At 38.4% G+C, this 19,866-nt stretch carries 22 protein-coding genes; 16 read left to right on the top strand and 6 right to left on the bottom strand.

Annotation, left to right across the window (positions count from 1 at the left end):
• Positions 1 to 84: 84 nt before the first annotated feature.
• From Q5W13_RS13375 to Q5W13_RS13300, 16 genes are all read left to right on the top strand, one after another.
• Positions 85 to 504, top strand: coding sequence for a hypothetical protein (locus Q5W13_RS13375; protein WP_304443338.1), 420 nt, complete (start codon positions 85 to 87; stop codon positions 502 to 504).
• A complete protein-coding gene (locus Q5W13_RS13370; protein WP_304443337.1) occupies positions 470 to 943 on the top strand; it encodes a helix-turn-helix domain-containing protein in 474 nt (157 codons plus the stop codon). The genes Q5W13_RS13375 and Q5W13_RS13370 overlap by 35 nt, the downstream gene beginning before the upstream one ends.
• Positions 943 to 1,416: a hypothetical protein gene (locus tag Q5W13_RS13365; RefSeq protein WP_304443336.1), complete on the top strand. Its 474-nt coding sequence runs from the start codon at positions 943 to 945 to the stop codon at positions 1,414 to 1,416. The genes Q5W13_RS13370 and Q5W13_RS13365 overlap by 1 nt, the downstream gene beginning before the upstream one ends.
• Positions 1,417 to 1,855: 439 nt before the next feature.
• Positions 1,856 to 2,218: a hypothetical protein gene (locus Q5W13_RS13360; protein ID WP_194524508.1), complete on the top strand. Its 363-nt coding sequence runs from the start codon at positions 1,856 to 1,858 to the stop codon at positions 2,216 to 2,218.
• 4 nt (positions 2,219 to 2,222) lie between these two features.
• A complete protein-coding gene (locus tag Q5W13_RS13355) occupies positions 2,223 to 3,446 on the top strand; it encodes an FAD-binding protein (RefSeq protein WP_304443335.1) in 1,224 nt (407 codons plus the stop codon).
• 8 nt (positions 3,447 to 3,454) lie between these two features.
• Positions 3,455 to 3,859: a hypothetical protein gene (locus tag Q5W13_RS13350; protein ID WP_304443334.1), complete on the top strand. Its 405-nt coding sequence runs from the start codon at positions 3,455 to 3,457 to the stop codon at positions 3,857 to 3,859.
• Positions 3,860 to 4,268: 409 nt separating this feature from the next.
• A complete protein-coding gene (locus tag Q5W13_RS13345; RefSeq protein ID WP_304443333.1) occupies positions 4,269 to 4,511 on the top strand; it encodes a hypothetical protein in 243 nt (80 codons plus the stop codon).
• A gap of 120 nt (positions 4,512 to 4,631) precedes the next feature.
• Positions 4,632 to 5,036 (top strand): hypothetical protein, encoded by a 405-nt coding sequence (locus Q5W13_RS13340; protein WP_304443332.1) that lies wholly within the window; start codon positions 4,632 to 4,634, stop codon positions 5,034 to 5,036.
• 7 nt (positions 5,037 to 5,043) lie between these two features.
• The gene (locus Q5W13_RS13335) at positions 5,044 to 5,742 is read left to right on the top strand and encodes a S8 family serine peptidase (protein ID WP_304443331.1); all 699 of its coding nucleotides are present in this window, start codon (positions 5,044 to 5,046) and stop codon (positions 5,740 to 5,742) included.
• Complete coding sequence (locus tag Q5W13_RS13330; protein ID WP_304443330.1) at positions 5,696 to 6,388, top strand: S8 family serine peptidase; 693 nt, start codon at positions 5,696 to 5,698, stop codon at positions 6,386 to 6,388. Before Q5W13_RS13335 ends, Q5W13_RS13330 begins: the two co-directional genes overlap by 47 nt.
• Before the next feature lie 60 nt (positions 6,389 to 6,448).
• Complete coding sequence (locus Q5W13_RS13325; protein ID WP_194532368.1) at positions 6,449 to 6,709, top strand: hypothetical protein; 261 nt, start codon at positions 6,449 to 6,451, stop codon at positions 6,707 to 6,709.
• Between the two features lie 32 nt (positions 6,710 to 6,741).
• Positions 6,742 to 7,053, top strand: a complete 312-nt coding sequence (locus Q5W13_RS13320) for a hypothetical protein (RefSeq protein WP_304443329.1) — start codon at positions 6,742 to 6,744, stop codon at positions 7,051 to 7,053.
• A 354-nt stretch (positions 7,054 to 7,407) separates the two neighbouring features.
• On the top strand, positions 7,408 to 11,586 hold the full coding sequence (locus Q5W13_RS13315) for a hypothetical protein (RefSeq protein ID WP_304443328.1): 4,179 nt from the start codon (positions 7,408 to 7,410) through the stop codon (positions 11,584 to 11,586).
• 18 nt (positions 11,587 to 11,604) lie between these two features.
• Entirely contained in the window at positions 11,605 to 12,381 is a 777-nt protein-coding gene (locus tag Q5W13_RS13310) for a matrixin family metalloprotease (RefSeq protein WP_304443327.1), read from the top strand.
• 32 nt (positions 12,382 to 12,413) lie between these two features.
• The gene (locus tag Q5W13_RS13305) at positions 12,414 to 12,671 is read left to right on the top strand and encodes a hypothetical protein (RefSeq protein ID WP_304443326.1); all 258 of its coding nucleotides are present in this window, start codon (positions 12,414 to 12,416) and stop codon (positions 12,669 to 12,671) included.
• 28 nt (positions 12,672 to 12,699) lie between these two features.
• The gene (locus tag Q5W13_RS13300; protein ID WP_304443325.1) at positions 12,700 to 13,740 is read left to right on the top strand and encodes a hypothetical protein; all 1,041 of its coding nucleotides are present in this window, start codon (positions 12,700 to 12,702) and stop codon (positions 13,738 to 13,740) included.
• A gap of 3 nt (positions 13,741 to 13,743) precedes the next feature.
• On the opposite strand, the gene Q5W13_RS13295 is transcribed toward Q5W13_RS13300, so the two are convergent.
• Genes Q5W13_RS13295 through Q5W13_RS13270 form a run of 6 tightly spaced genes read right to left on the bottom strand, consistent with a single transcriptional unit; the run spans position 13,744 to position 19,831 of the window.
• Positions 13,744 to 14,181, bottom strand: coding sequence for a hypothetical protein (locus Q5W13_RS13295; protein ID WP_304443324.1), 438 nt, complete (start codon positions 14,179 to 14,181; stop codon positions 13,744 to 13,746).
• Between the two features lie 51 nt (positions 14,182 to 14,232).
• Entirely contained in the window at positions 14,233 to 16,011 is a 1,779-nt protein-coding gene (locus Q5W13_RS13290; protein ID WP_304443323.1) for a hypothetical protein, read from the bottom strand.
• An 11-nt stretch (positions 16,012 to 16,022) separates the two neighbouring features.
• Complete coding sequence (locus Q5W13_RS13285) at positions 16,023 to 17,390, bottom strand: S8 family peptidase (protein ID WP_304443322.1); 1,368 nt, start codon at positions 17,388 to 17,390, stop codon at positions 16,023 to 16,025.
• Between the two features lie 33 nt (positions 17,391 to 17,423).
• Positions 17,424 to 18,020: a hypothetical protein gene (locus tag Q5W13_RS13280; RefSeq protein ID WP_304443321.1), complete on the bottom strand. Its 597-nt coding sequence runs from the start codon at positions 18,018 to 18,020 to the stop codon at positions 17,424 to 17,426.
• A gap of 14 nt (positions 18,021 to 18,034) precedes the next feature.
• A complete protein-coding gene (locus Q5W13_RS13275; protein WP_304443320.1) occupies positions 18,035 to 18,784 on the bottom strand; it encodes a trypsin-like serine peptidase in 750 nt (249 codons plus the stop codon).
• Positions 18,785 to 18,814: 30 nt separating this feature from the next.
• Positions 18,815 to 19,831, bottom strand: a complete 1,017-nt coding sequence (locus Q5W13_RS13270; RefSeq protein ID WP_304443319.1) for a peptidoglycan recognition protein family protein — start codon at positions 19,829 to 19,831, stop codon at positions 18,815 to 18,817.
• Between the last annotated feature and the right edge of the window lie 35 nt (positions 19,832 to 19,866).

Here is a 19,866-nt window from a genome sequence, read left to right as displayed (position 1 = left end):
ATTCTAAACTTAGTATCTTGTATATACAAAAAAAACAATAAAATGATAAATAACTTGTTATTAATTAACCTATAGCTTAATTTTGTGACAAAGAAAGCAAAAGAAATAACTAAAAGCTCTGACGGTAAGAGAATCATTTGTATTGACATTGAGAACTGGAAAGAGATATTTGAATATATTAATCAAGACGATAAACATCTAAAAAAATTCAAATACATATGTGGTGTAATCCTAGATGGACATAGAAACACCGATGTATATGATAAAGAAAATATAAATAATAATTGCAAGGATGTTACTGCAATGAAATTTTTTAAAGGGAATGATAATGATAGATTGTATTGCAAGGAATTAACTCTAAAAGATAAAACGTTTGTAATAATTGCTTGTGAACTATTTAAGAAGAAAAAAAGCCAAAAAAATAATAAAAAAAATATTCCAATAATTACTAAAGTTGGAAAATCCGAATATGAAATCATCAGAAAAAAATATCCAAAACCTTGAAACAGCTTTTGACAGCATCTTTGACAATCAAGAAATTGATTACGATATAGAAGCAAAAGTTATTGCTTCAAAATTGCTATCGGAAATTTCTGAAATTACAGATAAAAATAATTTGAATAGAAAAATGATTGCAGAACTAATCGGAACTTCTGCAAGTTACTTAACACAACTCTATCGTGGCAATAAACTACTTAATTTTGTTACTCTGGCTAAATTAAAAGACAAACTTAATTTAAGTGTTGAAATCAAAATTAAAGAAAATGGATATGATAATTTGGATACAGATTTCAATTATCAAAATCTTACAACTGATATTGAGTACGGTGTTAAAAATACTAGCTGGTCAATATTTAAAAACCTAAATCCTGATAATCAAGAAGCATTTACTGGAGGGCAAAAAACATCATTGAAAATAATAAAACAACAACTAACAGCCTAATGAAACTAGTAAAATCGGAATTAGTTTTAGAAGATTTCTTTATCGTAAATTCAAGTTACAATTTTATTAAACCAGAAAAAGGCAGCTCAATAAATCCTAAAGATTTAATTAACGATTATTATATAGATATTGATTTTATAGTAAGAGATGTTAAGAATGAAGATAATAAATATTTAGTTTTTTCCAAGTTAGATATAAATGGGTCAGAAGATAAACTACCTTATTATTCGATTTTTGTTGAAGGTATTGCAGTCTATAGTTTTGTTAATGAAACAAAGCTTAATGAAAAACAAAAATCGGAATTTTTATGGTCCTCAGGTGTTTCTATTTCCATAAATAGTTTAAGAAGTTATTTATCTACAATGACTTCATTCTTTCCCTTAGGAAAATACTCTCTTCCTAGTGTTGATTTAACAACCTTATTGAATGAAAAAAGAGAATCTCTCATTCAAAAAAATAAGAAAAAAAAATAAAGTACTTTTACAACAACGGCAACCGTTGCACAAGCCGTTGATCCTCCACGGAACGGATTCATATAAGCCCCTTTCAGGGGCTATTTTTATGACGGGTCAGAATTAAAACACCAGATTTAGATGCTCTATGAATGTCCCCACTAAGTATTAAAGACTGCTTTTTACATATCCGGTAAAAGCGAGTCCGTCTTGTTCTGCTTTCTGTGCGTTTATGTTCAAACTTCAATAACAACTATACAGAATACCATCCCAAAAATGGATTTCCTAGAGTTCCACAAAAAAAACAAAAAACCACCATCCACACAAAATAACGACCTACCTATACAAAACCGCCTAGCGCGTTCCATTCTTCTTTTTATATTGCCACCATTATTCCCTCTACCGTATAGCATCGTGTAACGTATTGCGAACTTTTATCGCAATCTAACTACTCCAAAAAATGAATGTTCAACTACGTAGGGTCTATATCTCCAGCGCAATTGCACTAATTGCCGCACTCTTATTACAATCTTGTTACACCACCCGTTTGGTAAGCACACACGGCGTGCCCATGCCTCCTGAAACTATGGAAGGCCAAGACTGGTACCGCGATAAAATGTACGGAGAATATACGGCCGTAGTAAAAACTTCCGTGCTTACAGATGGTATGATGATCAAAGTTCCCAAAGACAAATGTGAATCCGGAAAACTGTTTTCGGTTGAATTCACAGACACTTTTGGTGGCAACCTTTTGTACTTAGTGACTTTTGGAAGCCGTAGAAAAGTGAAGATAAAATATGTATGTATGCTACCTGATCTTTAATATTATGGCGAAGACAAGTGAATTATTAGTTGGAAAATGGGATACGCTGCACGAGAACGGGGCTTTTGACCTGAAGCGTCAATATATTACCCGTCACGAGCATAAAGCCACTATGCCCAGCAGGGTGCTGCGCTATAACGATGCAGCGGAAGAAATTCAGCGATTAATTAAAAAATGTGAAACGGAAAACGAGGGTTTCCGCGCATTCGGTTCGCGTTGGTCCATGTCCAAAATTGCACATCAGAAAGATAATATGCATCAAAACAATTTGATGTATCTAGACCTTGAAATAGAGGAAGGCGATATGCACCCAGATTCTGAATACGCGCATGAAAATATTTTCTTTTTTGAATGCGGAAGTACCATTAAACAGATTTCACAAAAACTAAATGAATACGGTAAATCCTTAAAAACCACAGGTGCCAGTAATGGGCAGACCATTGCGGGTTGTATTTCCACCGGTGTACATGGGTCCGCTTTTGATACCGGTGCGGTACAGGATTATATCGTAGGCCTGAACATCATTACGGGACCAAATGCTGAAGATAATGTATATCTAGAACGGCATACCCAACCCAGTTTAAACGATGCTTTTGCGCAAAGTATAAACGCTAGGGTCATTAGAAATGACGACCTTTTCAATGCCGCTTTGGTGGGTTTGGGGAGTTTTGGGTTTATTCACGGCGTTGCCCTAGAAGCAGACGACCTTTTCCTGTTGGATAGATACGTGCGACGAATCGATAAAAACCTTACCCTTTCCTTATCCAAAACTTTGGACTTTGAGAATTCCGAGTTTAAAATTGATAATGAAGTAGATGAAAACGGAAAACCTAACCGACCGTACCATTATAAAATTTTCATTAACCCGTATGTAGACGAAGACCAATATGTGGTGGAGGCCATGTACAAGAAAAAGTACACCCTAGCCTACCCGGACCCGTTTACTAAAATTGAAAAATCGCTTTATAAAGACCTTATTTATTTGCTGATCAAATTCAGTGAGAAATTCCCGAAAAGTATTCCGTGGTTTATAAAGAGCCTGCAAAAAAGTATTTTGCCAGAAATTACCAAAGACGAAGAAAAAATTAGGGCTACGCTCTATGAAACCTTTTGGGATGCCGGCTACAAAGGCCCTGCTTTTGCCTGTTCTATGGGCGTTACCATTGAGGATTCCGAAAGGGCATTGAACGCGCTGGTAAAAATGACCAAAGACCATCCTATTCCATAATTTTTGCGATGCGCTACGTCAACAAAACGAAGGCCACTTTGGGCTTTACCAAATTTCATAAAACCTGTGTAATTGAGATTGACGGCATCCAATGGAATAAATCCGATAAAATTCCCAGTTTGGAGGAATATGGTCGGTTTATGATTGAGGCGATGCAAGCTGAAAATATTCCGTTTACCGTGCATTGGGGCAAAAGCATGGACTATGCATTTCCCGATCTAGCCCACCACATGTACGGCAACAACGTAGACCAATGGATGAAATGCAGAAGTTGGCTGCTTTCCGAGAAAATGGCGAATGTATTTTCCAACGAATTTATTACCACATTAGGATTGGAAACGTATCATAATGTACCCAACGATTTTATTGAATCTTTGGATAAAAGCGGACAGCCTGCACATTTAATTACGTAGCTATAATTCGTAAACCATACTTTTAGTTCACACCGATCAAGCCTCATCATTTGGTTCCTATCCTTTTGATGAGGCTTCTTTTTTCTTTCCTTTTCAGTTTTAAACCTTGGTAAATGCGGTGATAATTCGTTGATAAAAATCAGGTATAAAATCTTGTGCCATATCAAATAAAAATTCACTTAATGTTAATTTAACATATTGACAGTCAATAATTTGAGATTATAATAAAAAATGCTGCAGATTATAAAGAATTTCCATCAAACTATACATAATCGGTTTTTTTTCGCCTCCTAGTACGGTACGTTTGTCATGTAATTAGAATACACAGATTCCTCCAAAAACTAGACTTGATTGTAGTTTCATTATAACCATTGAAAACTTTGATCAATACTTAAAAAACGTAGTTGAAATGGAATTGGTTATTCAAACCGGGAGAGAAAACAACGACCTATGGAAAATCCCAGAGGTAAAAACTTTACTCCAGCCGTATCATCCTGTTATTTCCGCAGATGTACTTTGTTTGGATGACAAATGCTTCCATTACCTAGCACTAAATGACCATGCCCCTTTACAGGAACTTATAGGTCAACTCATGGAAATAAAAGGCATTAAAGCTGCCTATCAAAAACCATTAGACTTCCCCCCAATGTAACAGTTTCTATTTGTAAAAGAAAGCTGTTCAAAAGTTAAAAAACACCCCCGCTCTTATTGGAAACTCAGTATTAACCTTGGTCGATACCAATAAAAAAAGTCGACCTATAAATTCAATTTTATGGCAACAAAAAAAAGTAAAGTAGTCATTGATTCGCCATCGGGTTCACCACCAGAACTCATTGTCGTCTCAAAAAGCATTGAGGCACCTCATGCCGAGGAAGCCGAAAGTGCAGCAAAATCGAAATCCAAACCATCGGCAAATACCTTAGCAGGTTTTGTGGTGGGTAAAAAGCTGCAGCTTGTTCCGTTATTCGCGGACACAGATGCAGAAGTGGCAGAACTGGTTTCAAAGGCAAGCCAAGAAGAAGGTGGCGAGGACCTTTCAAAAATGCGGCAATTTTATAAACTAGCAGCACCAGAAGGAGAAGACCTGGAAAGTATTGCAGCCTCATTGAACGAACTGGACGAAGTGGATGGTGCGTATGTTAAACCAAGGCTGTCTACCTCCCGTTTATTTTGTTGAAGACGGTATGGAAGCAGCACCTAGTGATGATGCACCACCCATTACCCAAAACCTAACAAACAACCAAGGGTATCTAAATGCTGCACCACAAGGGGTAGACGCGCGTTACGCTTGGACGCTACCTACTTATGGACGTGGTAACGGTGTCCGTATTATTGATATTGAGGGTGGTTGGAATTTTAACCATGAGGACTTACGGGTAAACGTAGGTGGCTTACTTGGAGGAAACAACAACACCAGTGACCTACGTTGGCACAATCACGGTACGGCAGTATTTGGTGAAATGACGGGAGACAGAAACAGTTTTGGCGTAACCGGAATATGCCCGAGCGCCAATGTCAGGGCTTACTCTATTTTTGGTGTGGGGAGTGCCAATGCTATCAGAAGAGCAGCTGATAATCTCCGCGCCGGTGACCTTATGTTAATTGAATTGCATAGAGGAGGGCCTAACTATCCCGGTGGAAATACGCAAATGGGCTTCATTGCCATTGAATGGTGGCCAGATGACCTTGCGGCCTTGCAATATGCGACCAATAAAGGTATCATAGTCATAGAAGCGGCTGGAAACGGGTCTCAAAACCTTGATGCTGCAATCTATAATACAAGACCTAATGGGTTCCCATCTAGTTGGCGAAATCCGTTCCGTAGAACTGCAGGTCATGATAGCGGCTGTGTTATTGTGGGTGCAGGTGCGCCGCCTCCTTAAGACTAATGGAGGAAATTGGGGCGCTGACCGTAGCCGCTTAGGCTTTAGTAATTACGGTTCTTGTGTTGATACCCAAGGTTGGGGCCGAGGTGTTACTACAGCTGGTTATGGAAATGTTACGGGCAACAACCCAAATAATAAGAATGAATGGTACACAAATTCCTTTAGTGGTACCAGTAGTGCTTCACCTATCGTTACGGGTACTGTAGCCTGTTTGCAAGGTATTCAAAAAGCAGCAGGAAGGGCTATGCTTACGCCTCGTAGAGCTCGCCAATTGTTGAGAAGCACAGGTTCCGCACAACAAGCAGGAGCTAATCCGGTATCTCAACGCATTGGTAGACGTCCAGACCTAAGGGCATTGGTTAGAGCTACGGCTTCCCGTAGACCTTGGTGTGGAGTTCAGTTCAATGGTAGTGTACCACGTAATGCCACACGTAGATGGTTCACTCATAGCTGGCCTGATCATTACCATGTCATCTGGACCGTAGTTCCAACAGCACCGGCAATAGACGGTTCTGCACAGATAGAATTTAAAGTAAAAACTACGAGACAGGCTTTTGGTCTGATCAAGTATTACATAGAGATCAAAAATCTTAAGAATTATACGGTGAATGTACAAGCACGTTACTGTGTAGTTGCATCATAAAAACAAATAAAATTAATCCGGAAAGGTCAAAAATTTAGCCTTTCCCTAAAATCTAGAATTATGAGAGTAGGTGTTCAATTTACTGGCAGTGTACCTAGAAATAGTACACGTAAATGGTTTACCCATAGCTGGCCGGAAGCTTGGCATGTGGTATGGAATTGTGTTCCGCAAAGTCCGATTAGGGATGGAGGCGCACAACTGGAATGGAAGATTCAAGTCTGTAGACAGAGTAGTACTAAAATCAAGTACTTCATTGAGGCCAAAAACCTTACGGGCTCAACCCTTCAGTTTGAGGCGCGATACGCTATAATGAACCGATAAAAATATTTGGTAACACTAAAAATATATGAATTATGAACATAAATATTAATATCAACGATACGTCTGATGCTACCAGCAATACTGCTGAAGACCCTACGGAAACTACAAGTGCCGTAGCCGATGCAGGGCTTCCACCCTCTGATTTAGCAGTTACATCCGCAGACGACCAGAATTCAGGTGATACGGACGCCATTGCTTCAATGGAAGATGGGCATGTAGATATTGGTGGTCCACCAGAATGGCTCCTTCAAGCCATGTCCGAGTCAACTTCAGAAGAAGACGATTCAACTGCCGCTACCGATGAAGAGATGGACGATGGCGGAACTAGTCCCGAACTGGACTAATTTCCAATTTAGAATTCTTGACCCGTATGGTGAAAACTGTACGGGTTTTTGTTTTTCACAAAAGCTGAATGCATTAAAAAAGCTCTGATAACCAAACAATTAAAACCTCAAAAACACCATTTATACAAAATCAGCTACAATCCACACAACGCCGAACTAGCTAGGCATCAAAATCACTAATTTAAGATTTTACTTACTGAACGGTAAGCACATATTTACAGTAAAAGGTTCCCCTAAAAAATAGAAACTGACTATACACGACCATTGAAACTAGGTTTCAACTGGTACATAGTTAAAAACACACGATGGTCTCCATTGTGAACACCTCATTTTCTAATTCTTATTGCAGAACCCATGCCCACCACGTCTTCTTTAGGAAATTCTCTACGTAAACCCTTTACAGCAAATAAGCGGCTCTTTACGTTACTTACCGTGGCTTTTATAATTATTGGGCTGTTCTTTGCTATTTACTACTCCCACATTAAAAATAACGAGCACCATTATCGCGAGTCTAAACTTCACAGTTTAGATGCCAATTTTGACATTATTACCAAGCAACTCAATAATGATTTCCAGAAGTATTATTCTACGGAGTATGATTCCATTTACTATAGTAAAGAAGTAACAGCCGAGCTTAAATCAATTTTTTATAACAAACTAAACAACTCGCAATGGGATGCCCTATTAAATAAGGTCAGTAAAATTACTCCGTCGAAAAGTATCATAAAAAAACTCACTAAAAATGAAGAAAAAGATGGAGCTTATTCGCTATTAAATCAAAGAGATTCAATTACCAAGAACAAGATAAGACCCAAAGTCTGGAGAGCTCTCAAACAAAAAATAAGTAAGAGTACACCTTTTGACCAAGAGTTTGATGAATACATTGTCGTTTTTAAAAAATCCGCAGAACTAGATCAAAAGAACCAAACAGATTCAATTATAGAATTAAGCTCGCTAAAGGGGCGGATTATCTTACCTGACAGCCTTAATAAACTCAATCCGTTTAACATAGGCATGTCTATTGGCATTCCCAAGAACGATGAGGTTTATCAGCTTTTTGGACGTGAATATACCTATGAAACGGACCTAGACACCCGCGTACATTATGATATTCAAATTTTTGGACTTGTGGAGACAGAGCGTTACAATGAAGCCGTCAGAAAATTAGATCCGTGGATAATTGCCCTATTAACCACCTTCTTACTACTTGGTCTTTTTGGAATGCCCTATTTTAAAATGCTCTTTATTGCTGAAGATGAACGCCTATCCAGTAATGACGTTATTTTGTCTGGCATATCTGTAATTATTGGTGCGCCCATTTTAATAATCGTGTTCTTCTCTCTCATGAACCATTATTACGACTATTACTACAAATTTCCGGACAGACTTGATGATTTAAGTGAAAAAATCAAAACCCGTTTTGAAGCTGAAAACGCAGCCAATGTTACCACACTTTATGATATGTCGCTCGCCAGTGAAGAGCGAGCGAGAGAAAACAGCGACAGTCTGTCTATTCGTATTTCAAAGGCCAATGAAGCCTTTCGTGAAAACCACAAGTTCATATCTAAAATAGATACAGCCACCGGCGCTGTAAAGTATCACATAAGATTAATTGATAAAAACAACATAGAGAATACTAAAAACCTTGGTAGCCGCCCCTACTACACGGATTATGTTAACGCTAAAAACCTCTGGTTCCTAGATACACTCACCCATAAAATCAAATATATTATGAGGCCCGTGGTTTCCATTGAAGACCAAAGCGAGGAAGCCGTTTACCTATTGAAAAATGAACGGGACTCCATCTCTGGTTATAGAGTGGGCGCCGCTCAACTAAAATCTTTGCATGAAGCCATTTTACCCTTTGGCTTTCAGTTTGCCGTGGTAGATGAAACTGGCGAAGTCTGGTTTCACTCCAAAAAAGGAAGAGCTACCCTAGAAAATTTTCTCTATGTAAGTAGAAACAAAGAAAAAATAGAGGCCGCCATGCTGGGGCGAATAAAAACAGCAGGCATGGTCAATTATAGAGATAAAGGGCAATTATATAGTATTAGACCCATAGCCAACACTAATCTTAGTGTAATTGCCCTGTATGATATAGGACTGCTCCGCACCAAAGTATCTGAAGTTTTAACCCTTTCCTGTATTGGTATTGTATTGGCTCTGATTTTAATACTGATTATCACTATCCTTTCGCTCATCATTAGAAATCCGAAACTAGGACTCTATAAATATGACCGATTCTTATTCGAGTTTTTAACTCCAAAAAAAGAGTTGAGAGACTCTTACATTATTCTGTCTTTCCTTCTTACGGGACTAATTACCATTGCATTTGGTATTAGTTTTCTTATACCACCAACTACAGCCTATATTCTATGTCTCCTTCTTGGTATCTATTCCTATTTAATCATATTCTACACATTGCACCCTCATAGAGGAAACAACGATTTTAAGTTTAAGGTTCGCGATATTCTACTATTATTAGCCATAATTTTCCTCAATATTCTCACTTGTAAAGTCAATGAAAATGAGATTAAGTACGTGCTTCCTTCCTTAATTCTTCAGTTCATTTGTTTAGCTGTGATTTACTTTAATAAGTCATCAAAAAAAACAAAGTTCATTACCAAAGTTCACCGTAAAGTACATTCCATAATTAAAAATGTGAGTGACTTTAGCCGACGAAAAAACAGGAACATACGCATTGGCTACAGCTATTGGTATGCCCTATTTCTATTCTGTTGGTTGCTTCTGTCTACCATTTTTCCAGCGTATTTAATTTTTAAGAATGCTAAGTTTTTGAATGACCAAATATGGACAAAGACGGATAAGATTGATATGGCCAGACGCTTCATGGATAAAGAAAAAGAACTGGAAACCAGTTTCCCTGCCTTTACAGGTCAAGAAGATGAATATGCTAAGCTTCACGAGAAACACTTAAGTGAAGGTCAATATCACGAGACGTTTACCCTAAAGGATACAACAAGTACCAAAACCTCTAAAAACACTTCAAAAAACACAGGCCTAGAAGATTTCCTATGGCACATACGCCCTACTTATGACGCTCGCATAGCTGAATTCCAAGGAATGGTTTATGAATATGCGCATGATTTCTCGTGGGCTAGTGCAGAAAACCCCAACACCTTTTATTTAAATTATTTAGACAGCAATAAAGCGATTTGTATAGCGGACACCAGTCTAAAAAACGCAGCGGACTCTCTACCCCCTAAATTCATTCTTTTAGTGGTCATAGGTCTTATTATTATTTTGGCTATTCTATTTTCTTTGATTTTATTTTTCTCGGATCGTTTTTTCGCTTTTCGGTTCAGGCATTTAAAACCTAACGATTTTGACACCAATAAGGAAGAAAGCTATATTGAGAAATTTGGTCAAATTCTTCACGATGAAAAATCAAATTCCGGCTTACTCCTTATTGGACCTCCTTTTTGCGGAAAGCAAACCTTTGCCAAGGAAATTCTAACAGATGCCGGTTACCTGAGAATAGCCACACTTTCTATGTTACAGCTCGAAAATATGCCAATGAACTCTGACATTGGGGAGAATCTGGGCATCCTTTCTAGCAGCTATCAAAAAGGACAAAATGATTTTCATCATGAGGATTATGAAGCCTATGTAATAGAACACTTAGAGCATAACATAAAATCGTTTGACGCCAACCATACCAAACTCCGGATTATCCTATTTCTTATTTCACAGCGAAAACGTATTATTCTGGTATCCGAAGTATACCCCAGCCAAATTTTTTCTATGTATGAGTCCGCTCAAGAAGAAGCAGAACGCTCTTTGGGAAGCCTTCAAGACGACTTCAATTCATGGCGAAATATTCTAAGTGCGTTTCCCCAAATTTTAATTGGCATTACAAAAAACACTAAAAAAGTATCCAAACAACTCAATTTTGGCCTCCAAAGTGCTCAAAAACCATCTTTAGATGATATTGATATTCTAACTGACGAATTGGGGTATAGCAAATTCCTACCCACTTTGGCGCCTGTTATATTGGTCAAATCGCTTTATGATACGCCATATGCTATAAATCAACCGCACCGTTTGGACCGGCAACGCATGGTAATGCACACTCAGAACTTAGCGCATGGCTACTATAATGACATCTGGAACACCTTACCTACACGTGAACGCTATTTATTATATGACCTAGCCAAAGATGGTTTTATGAACATCAAAAATAGGAACTCGCTTTTCTCACTAATGAAAAAAGGTTTGGTGGTATGGCATGATCGGCCTAAGATTTTCAATTACAGTTTTAAGAATTTTATCATGACTTCAGTGTCATTAAATGAAGCCTTACGACTAGAAAACAAGAACCGCGGAAAAGGGACTTGGGCCAACACACGCATTCTATTTTATCTGTTGATTATAACTGTCATCGTGTTCATTGGTCTAGGAAAACCAGAGTTACTAAAAGATTTTGAAACGCTGGTTGGCACACTGGGCGGACTAGGCGTATTAATTCCTCTAATAAGTAAACTATTGGCCTCTGGAGGTCAAAAATTATAATAACTAAATACACACATCATGGGAAAGAAAACAAATTCCAAAAAAGAGCTATTCGCTCAAAAAAGCAAAGAAGAATTAATGGAAAACGGGCAATCTGGGGTACACAAGTACGGGGATAACTTTATTTGTGCCACGGACCGCTCGGGACACTCCACGCCCGGAGACCGGTCTCCGCTGGAAATTTTAGTGGATGCCAGTGAAGGGTTCATTCCCCTTTGGGCACAACATCAGGTTTTACGTTGGACATTTGACGAAACTGCTCTGTATTACTATCAAAACGCTGAAGGCATAAAAACCTATGTTCGAGAATTATTGGGCGAGGCTTTACTGGGCTGGAGCGAAGCGGTTCCGGTACGTTTTAATGAGAATGCTGATAATTCCGACTTTCAGATACATGTTTCCCCATCTGATAATTGCAACGCGCACGGATGCGTTTTGGCAAGTGCATTTTTTCCAGATAGTGGACGACACCAATTGGTGATTTACCCAAAAATGTTCGAACAGAGCAAACAAGAACAACTAGAAACCATGATGCACGAATTGGGTCATATTTTCGGACTTCGCCATTTCTTTGCCAAAATCAGCGAGCTAGCTTGGCCATCGGAAATATTTGGGGAACACAAACCTTTTTCCATCATGAATTACGGTGCAGAAAGCATGATGACCGAAGAAGATATCAGAGATTTAAAAAAGCTCTATGAGATGGTCTGGAACAAATGTATTGTAGATATTAATGGTACGCCCATACACTTGGTCATGCCTTTTCATACCATTAACAACGCTGTTGTGGTATAACAATTTTTAACTTCATACTAAAAGAACCCCTCATGAAAAAAGCAATTATATATGTATGGTTCATGTGCCTCTTTTGTTGTTCAATTGAGGCACAGGAAACCATAACGTTCAAAGCCGATTTAACGAAAAAAGAATTAGTTCATGTAAACACAGACGACCTGAAAGCGAATCAGTATTATGATTTGAAAATCTTGGGTGTCAACACGGCCTTTATTGATATTGTGGTTGAAACTACCGATTACAGTCTAACCTCCAGCACGCCGGGTATTCTAAAGTCGCTTTTTACTTAAAATTCCAGATTCAGGTATTTTGGGTTTCATGTCTCAAGAAAGCGCTGGCCCACAGTATAACCTTGTTTACAATAAGGCTCTAGAGCACGTAAAAAAATTGGATTCACTTACCGAGCGTGCCAATTCACTTTACGAAGTCTCCAATGACCATGCGGAATTTAGAACACTGGATATGGTGCGAGGCATTCAAAAGAAAGCTCAACTTCATTTACGCGAACTCAACCAAAATTTTAATGCAACTCCTGAGTTGCTACAACCAAAAGAAGTGGATTATGATTTATTGAGAAACAGTGTGGCCCAATCGTATCATTACATCCAAAGTGCTAAACACTACTATAAAACGCTTATTGAGAATTCTGACCTGACAATAGATTCTAGTGTAGCCAATGAATTAATTATATATGCTTCCTATTTGGAAGTTCTGAGTGAAGCTATAGATTTAGAAACCAGCTTAAGATATTTTGATTTTCTTGTGGGTTCTACGGAGAAAAACTACGAGCAATTTCCTGAACTGCTAAAGGCGTCCAAAGATGTTATGGAAGCAAAAATAACGCTCATCAATACATTTACGAACGACACTATTTTATCTAAAAAAATCGACTTTTTTATAAAGAAAGGTGGTTTTAAGTTCGATTTTTCAACAGGATTCTTTTATAACAACATCCGCGAAAAGTCATACTACTTAGAAGACAGCGGGGACGGAAGAAACCAGATACTAGAAGAAAATGGAAATAATTTTGATATTGCCATTGGCGCCTTAGCACATTTTAGCTATCAATTTAAAGCTGGTATACGAGGTGGATTGAACGCCGGCGCAGCGGTATCTCCTTTAGACGGAATTACCCGATATCTTTTCGGGGCCGGAGTGTTGATCGGTAGAGAGCAGCTCATAGGCATAAATGTGGGGGCTTCGTTAGCTAGAATAGATGTACTCTCAAATAGTGTGGAAAGCGAGAATGGAAATTTGTACGTTCCCGCAGAATTTACCTCAGCTCCCACTTACAAAAAATCAGAATGGGGCATCTATTTTGGACTGACCTACAATCTTACCAGAGAGCGAAAAAAATAAAAGCTACTTGTTCAGTTCCGGATACAGTTGCTTTGCTTTTTCTGCAATGCCCTGCAATTCACTCGAAGACATTTTCATTTCCAAACCTCTATTATCCGCTGACTTCTTTTGACCATTTTCGGCTTGCATAATCATTGCACCAAGAACGAGTCCCTTATTGTGCTCCGCTACTTTCTCGTCTTTGATTTTTTCTTTTTGTTCCTCTACTGCTTTCTTTTCGGTTTCCGCTTTTTCCGCTCGCTGTCTGTTCACTTCTTTTCCGAATAGAAATCCTACCGCTGCAAAAACGATGGCCTCTACCCCAGAAAACAGATAAATTAACCGACTCCAACTGGGGTCGCCGCTATCTACTTTTCCTATTAGAAAATAAATAAAGAAGCTATATGCAATTAGTAATGAAATGGCTATCACGTACTGCAAAGATGATATATGTTTTTTCATGGTGGAATCCGGTTTTTCGACAGGGTCATTATTAATAACTATTACAATTCCTTAGCTTTTAATATCAACCTTTTTCTCAGTTTTTTCTGAGGCTAAAAACCCTCTACTCTTTAAAAAATCATGCCCGTTGTTATATAAGATACCCGAAACAACTTCTTTTAAATAATCATTTTTTTGAATAAAAGAAAATAGGTCCTTAGTTCCTCCATTTACTTTTTGATATTTCTTAGCTGCCACAGGTAACCATTTCATTAAACAAGCTTGCAAATCCCCAAAATATCTACTGTCACTACAAAATTTAACAGGTTCAATAAACCCATCAAAATTACTGCCAATACAAATAAATTCTTGCGGTTTTTTCTTTAGTTGATTTTGTTTTGTCTTCAAACCTATAACTGCCATGATGTGTATAATGTTAAAACAAAGACTTAGTGGGTGTACGTCCCTCCTATTGGGCTGAAACCATGATTCCTCTGTTCTTATTTCTTCCATGCTAGCATATTCCAATTTTCTAATACTCGTATATGGAAAATAGTACGAAAAGTCAGAGGTAGTTAAAAACTCGCAAGCTGATTCGTTGTTCGTAGAATTTGAATTATGACCTAATATATCTACATCCAAACTTACACCGATTAACCCGCCGCTTTTTGCGATTTCCACAATATCCTCATCCATTAAATTTATGGTACAGGAATTGAAAATAAATTCCTTTTTAATGTCATTACCCCAATAACCAGCAACTTTAGGCTTATTATGTACTTTAACTGTTTTAATACCTTGATCTACGTGATTTACACATTTTTCAACCTCTAGGTTGTCCTTCCAACCATTAAGAGAATATCCTGTTACCCCAACATTAGAAGCGATTAATGGTATATGACTACAATCCTGTACTCTACGTAACGTATACAAATCCTCGCGAGACTTTAAGCTCAAATTTTTAACATCGATCAATACGCCAGTATCCTTTTTCTTTTCTATGGAATCCTCCAATCCATATGCCGTTAAAACAACATCCTTTCCCACCTCGCTTAAACCATGTCCAAATGGATAAAATGAAGGATGTTTAAGTCCTTTTGCTCCAAAAGCGTGCGTACCCAAATGTTGTTCTGGAATGTATGTTAAATGGGTTAAACTGAGATATAAGAGATCTATCTTGGCTCCTTTGAGCGACTCATAAAGTCTTTTCAAGACCTTGGAAGGGTTGTGTTTGTCCTTAGAAATACCGTCAATTGAATTGAAATATGGATTGTTTTGAAACTCTTTAAAATTATCATAATCTAAAGTGTTCCCTATTTTTTTCATACAAAGGTTATGCCCACCTTCAATTGCTAAAATAAGATTGGGCCGGGCATCTAACTCTTCTTCACTTTTTGAAAACCGACTTATTAAATTTAATTTACTCTCTTTAGTACTCTTCTGATCTTTATCTAGTTTACGGAGCTCCATATACCGCATTACCTCTTTCAAGAATAATTTAAGGTATGATACCTCTCCCTCTCTCACAGCATTAAAATAAGTATTGTCAATAGGCTTTTTCAATTGGGTTTTTAAAACATCTGCGATAAAACCCTTACTGGATGCAACTCCAAATTCTAATGCACCAACAACAGCAATGCCTAGTTTTACCTTACCTTTCTCCAAATAATCTACACAACACTGGCTTTCAAACCTACGCAGCACAGATTCATCCGTGTAGTCTCTAAAATCTTTTGACATGGTTATAGGCTTTTCCATATCATCCTTAGCTTTATTAGAAGGGTCATCCTTATTTGAGGCTAAATGCATTTTGGCCAACGGATGAAAATGAAGGTCGAAGTAGTTATCCATGATATGTCTTTTTAATTGAAACTTTCAAAATATACTTTCAGTAATCTTTCGGTCTGATCTTCATCAAATTGATCATAGCTCTCAAAAACCTTGTTTACGGGTCTTCCGGTCATTGCCGCAACACTAATTCGTGCTCTTTCGGTTAACGATTCCTGAAGTGTGGTACTCTCAAAACCTGGCGTGAGTTTCTTTCTTGCCGTATTCCATAGAAAATGGACCGTTTCACGAACACCCAAATCCCACTGGGCTGGTTTTTCCTTTCCTTTATAAGCATGTTGCAGATCATCCAATAACTGCTTAATTTCCGCGGCTTTCACCGGCATTTTTTGTTTGAGTAGCTTTTCTATGTCCAAAATACCGGCACCAAATCTTTTTTCGTCCCATTGGCTGCCATTTGCATTAGGGTCTTTTTCTGCAGTAGCCTTTAAATGTGTTCTAAACAACTCAACAATTTGCCAAGGTTCTTTTACATGTTCTTTAAGAAATTGGGAGTGTTTGGCCTTCCATAATGCAGCAGCCGAAGCCACGTGGGGAGTAGCATAACTCGTTCCCGAACCAAAGACCATAATATCTTCTTGTCTTTTACTTTTAAAGGGCACGTATACATCTTCTCCTGGCGCAGAAATATCTACTGCCGGACCATAGGAGGTATACCTCCAAGGTTCGTTATTGGGATTAGAGGCGGCCACGGCAATGGTGCCCGGGTATACCGCTGGCGCAATTACGGACTCTACCTTATTGCCCGCTGCACAGACCCAAATAATTCCGCGTTCGTAGGCAGTTTTGGCAATACTATAAATCATGGGGCGCGGATAACTGCCCATGCACATAAAGACAATATCGGCCTCCGAATTTATTGCTTGAGAAACGGCATTGAATAAATTACGTCCCCTACCGATCAAAATAACGGATTTGGAAATTCGGTAAGGTATCACCTTAACCAAAGACTCCCCATCTTTACTCACTGCCACTCCTTGATTGCCATCATTTTCAATCCTTCCATTTGCCTTATTCCCTACAACTATACTTGCCGTGCGCGTACCATGTCCTGGTTGGCGCAGTATGCCCATACTCATTTCATCACGAGCATCTTCCCCATCTATAAAGTCTTCATCATGTAGGAGGTTATACCCTCCCAAAACCTTGTTATGATCCGTATATCCGGTATCCAATTGCACAAGCTTTATATTCTGACCATTTTGTGCAATTTTATCAAGATTGACCTTTGATAATTTTACGGCATCTCTATTCCACTGTCTATATTCTTCGCTTTTTCCTTCTTGTATAAAGTCTTTGACCAAGTGTGCATTGGCCCATTTAATTTTAAAATCTCCTTCACTTTTACCCCAATCTGCCGTACCATCGTCCAATGATTCCAAACTTTCATTTCTGGACCATCTATCATAATGACCTTATCTAATATCAGTAGACATCTCAAGATCTGGCGTACAGGTTTCAATCTGCGGTAGACCTTCTAAATCGGCTGCTATTTCCCACGGACTTTTGTCTGATTCTACATGGATGTAAAAAAAGTTGCGATGCGCTTTTTCCGTAGACATGGGGTACAAGGGCTCGCTAAGTACAAGACCGGGCACCAAACTGGTTGCGTTCTCTTTCCAATCCTGCTGCATTTCCTTCACCTCAGAAAGTTGAATTTCAAAATACTGCGTGCTAGAGGCGGTGCTTTCTGAACGGTTCATAACATACTTTTTTGATGGCGTAATTTTATTTTCGGACGCTATAGTCGCTACATTTTTATCCATATGTAACACACTTACTAAAGTCGCTTTATGCTTTTCCATAGCTTTTTCAACCGGTATTTTTTCAATCATATTCAGAATACTACTGACCCGTATACCTTCGTTTCCCATCCAATCGATCATATTATCAGGGTCTCCGGGCTGTACTACAGAGCCATCTTTTCTTAGCCATTGCCCATGTCTATTTTTTCTAGGTACCGCACTATGATGTAGGGCTACTACTTCACCCGTACCAAGGCCCAAAACCATACTGCCCGATGAACCTATGGAAGCGTATCCGATTCATAAATGAGAAAGTCATCTTTTAGCACTAACATACGAATGTCTTTCATTACGATTTTTTTGTAATCGCCTTTTGGATGTTGCACAATGGCACAATTTTCACCGTCTATGATTTTACCCAATTTTTTATCTAACCTAGCAACAGGAAAATTATTTAAAGGTGTTCCCTCATTGGAAACTTTTTCTACTGCTACAATCGTAAAATCAAGTCCACTATAAGGGTTGCCAGCATCCTTTTTATAATGAGAGGTAACAAAAAATTCTTCCGGAAGAAGGTTAAAACTTTCAGATTTATTAGGGTTTCCCGTTTGGTCTAGTTCGTAGTTAAATTGAATAGTAGAATTTGCCGCCACCTCTGCAGTGCCCAATACGTGATTGTTGGTAAGCATCAAGTTAGGGGCAATTAAAAAGCCTGTACCGTAACCTGTGTTGCCCAACCTAGAATTGGTAGTTATTCTACCCACCGCCCTAGACAGCTCTACTATACGTTGAATGATACGGATATCCTGAAAATTGGCTTCTCCGTTAATGCGCTCCAAGGCTTGAAGTTCTGCAGTACCTTCTCGGTTGATTCTGTTGTTCAATCGCTCCGTATCCGTTTGAATTTCAGATAATTCCAGTTTTCCTTGACGAACATGGGTAATATCCGTTTTTATTTGGTCTATATCACCCAGGACACTGGAATAATTAGAATATGCATTTTCGGCCAATTCCCTTAGTTTATCATCCATGATATTTTGCGTTACAAATGGTTACTAGTTTCAATTTTCAATCAGCTCTAAATCTTCTGTATAATGCTCCAACACCTCTTTATTCAATTGGTTGGGTGCTCCCACAGCCAAAGATTCAAATTCAGAGTAATCCAGTTCAAAATCTTGATATGCAGAATAGAGTCCGTTTAGCATGGTTATGAACTCGGGTTGCGGAAAGCAGTCCGTTTTATCGGTCCTAACATTGCAATGTGTCCACAATCCTGGCGCTCCGTTTTTGGCTTCTTCGTTGATACCGAACCACGTACTATCATATTTAAAATCTCTTACGGGTATTTCAAAAATTTTAGCGAGCGTAAGTATCAATCGCTCACATTCATTGATTTGCTTATAGGTGTATTTTTGAAAGTATTGATGCCCTCTCCAAGGGGTGTTCAATTGGCAGACCTCTGACTCAGGTACCTCAATTGTTTTTGAGTTAGCCTGAAAGTAGAATTTCCCCTCACGACTTTTCTGGAGCGGACCCAGTGAACAAATTTCTATACCAATAGATTTTTTGTTCAGTAGTGTATTGTTCTTCAATCTCGTTCCCAAATGGTGGGCCCAGAACATTTCATTAAAAGCCCTGTAGGTTACCCCGTCAAACATATCATCGCCCTCCAGTGATTTTCTACCAATGACAAAAGATGTTCCAACCCTATTTAGCGTTCCCGGTTTATTATCATTTTCCCACCAACCAATGGTATAATCAGGTCTATGGAGGCCTGCGGTATGGTGCAAATAAATGGTATCTTTTTCGGTGTAGTCATTCATAAATTCATCGTCCTCAAGAATAAAATTAGTGGCACCCCAACTAAATTTATAACCTGCCATCATTAGTTTTTCCCATGTGTTTTTACCTACAATGCCATCTACATCAAGAAAATTAGCCCTTTGAAACTGAACTACCTTTTCATGCGTTCTTTCGTCAAAGTTTGGTGAAATTTCTACAGGATATCCAGACCTACTCAATAGGTTTTTTAAGAATGAAACGGAGCTATCAAAACTGCCTTTGCGCAATGTTTTCATTTTTTAAATTTTGGAGTTAGAAGCATGTTCTCTGA

It is taken from the genome of Zobellia laminariae, assembly GCF_030553095.1.
GTDB classification, from domain to species: domain Bacteria; phylum Bacteroidota; class Bacteroidia; order Flavobacteriales; family Flavobacteriaceae; genus Zobellia; species Zobellia laminariae.
Note: the sequence above shows the minus strand (reverse complement) of the source record. Positions and strands in the feature narration are given on the sequence as shown.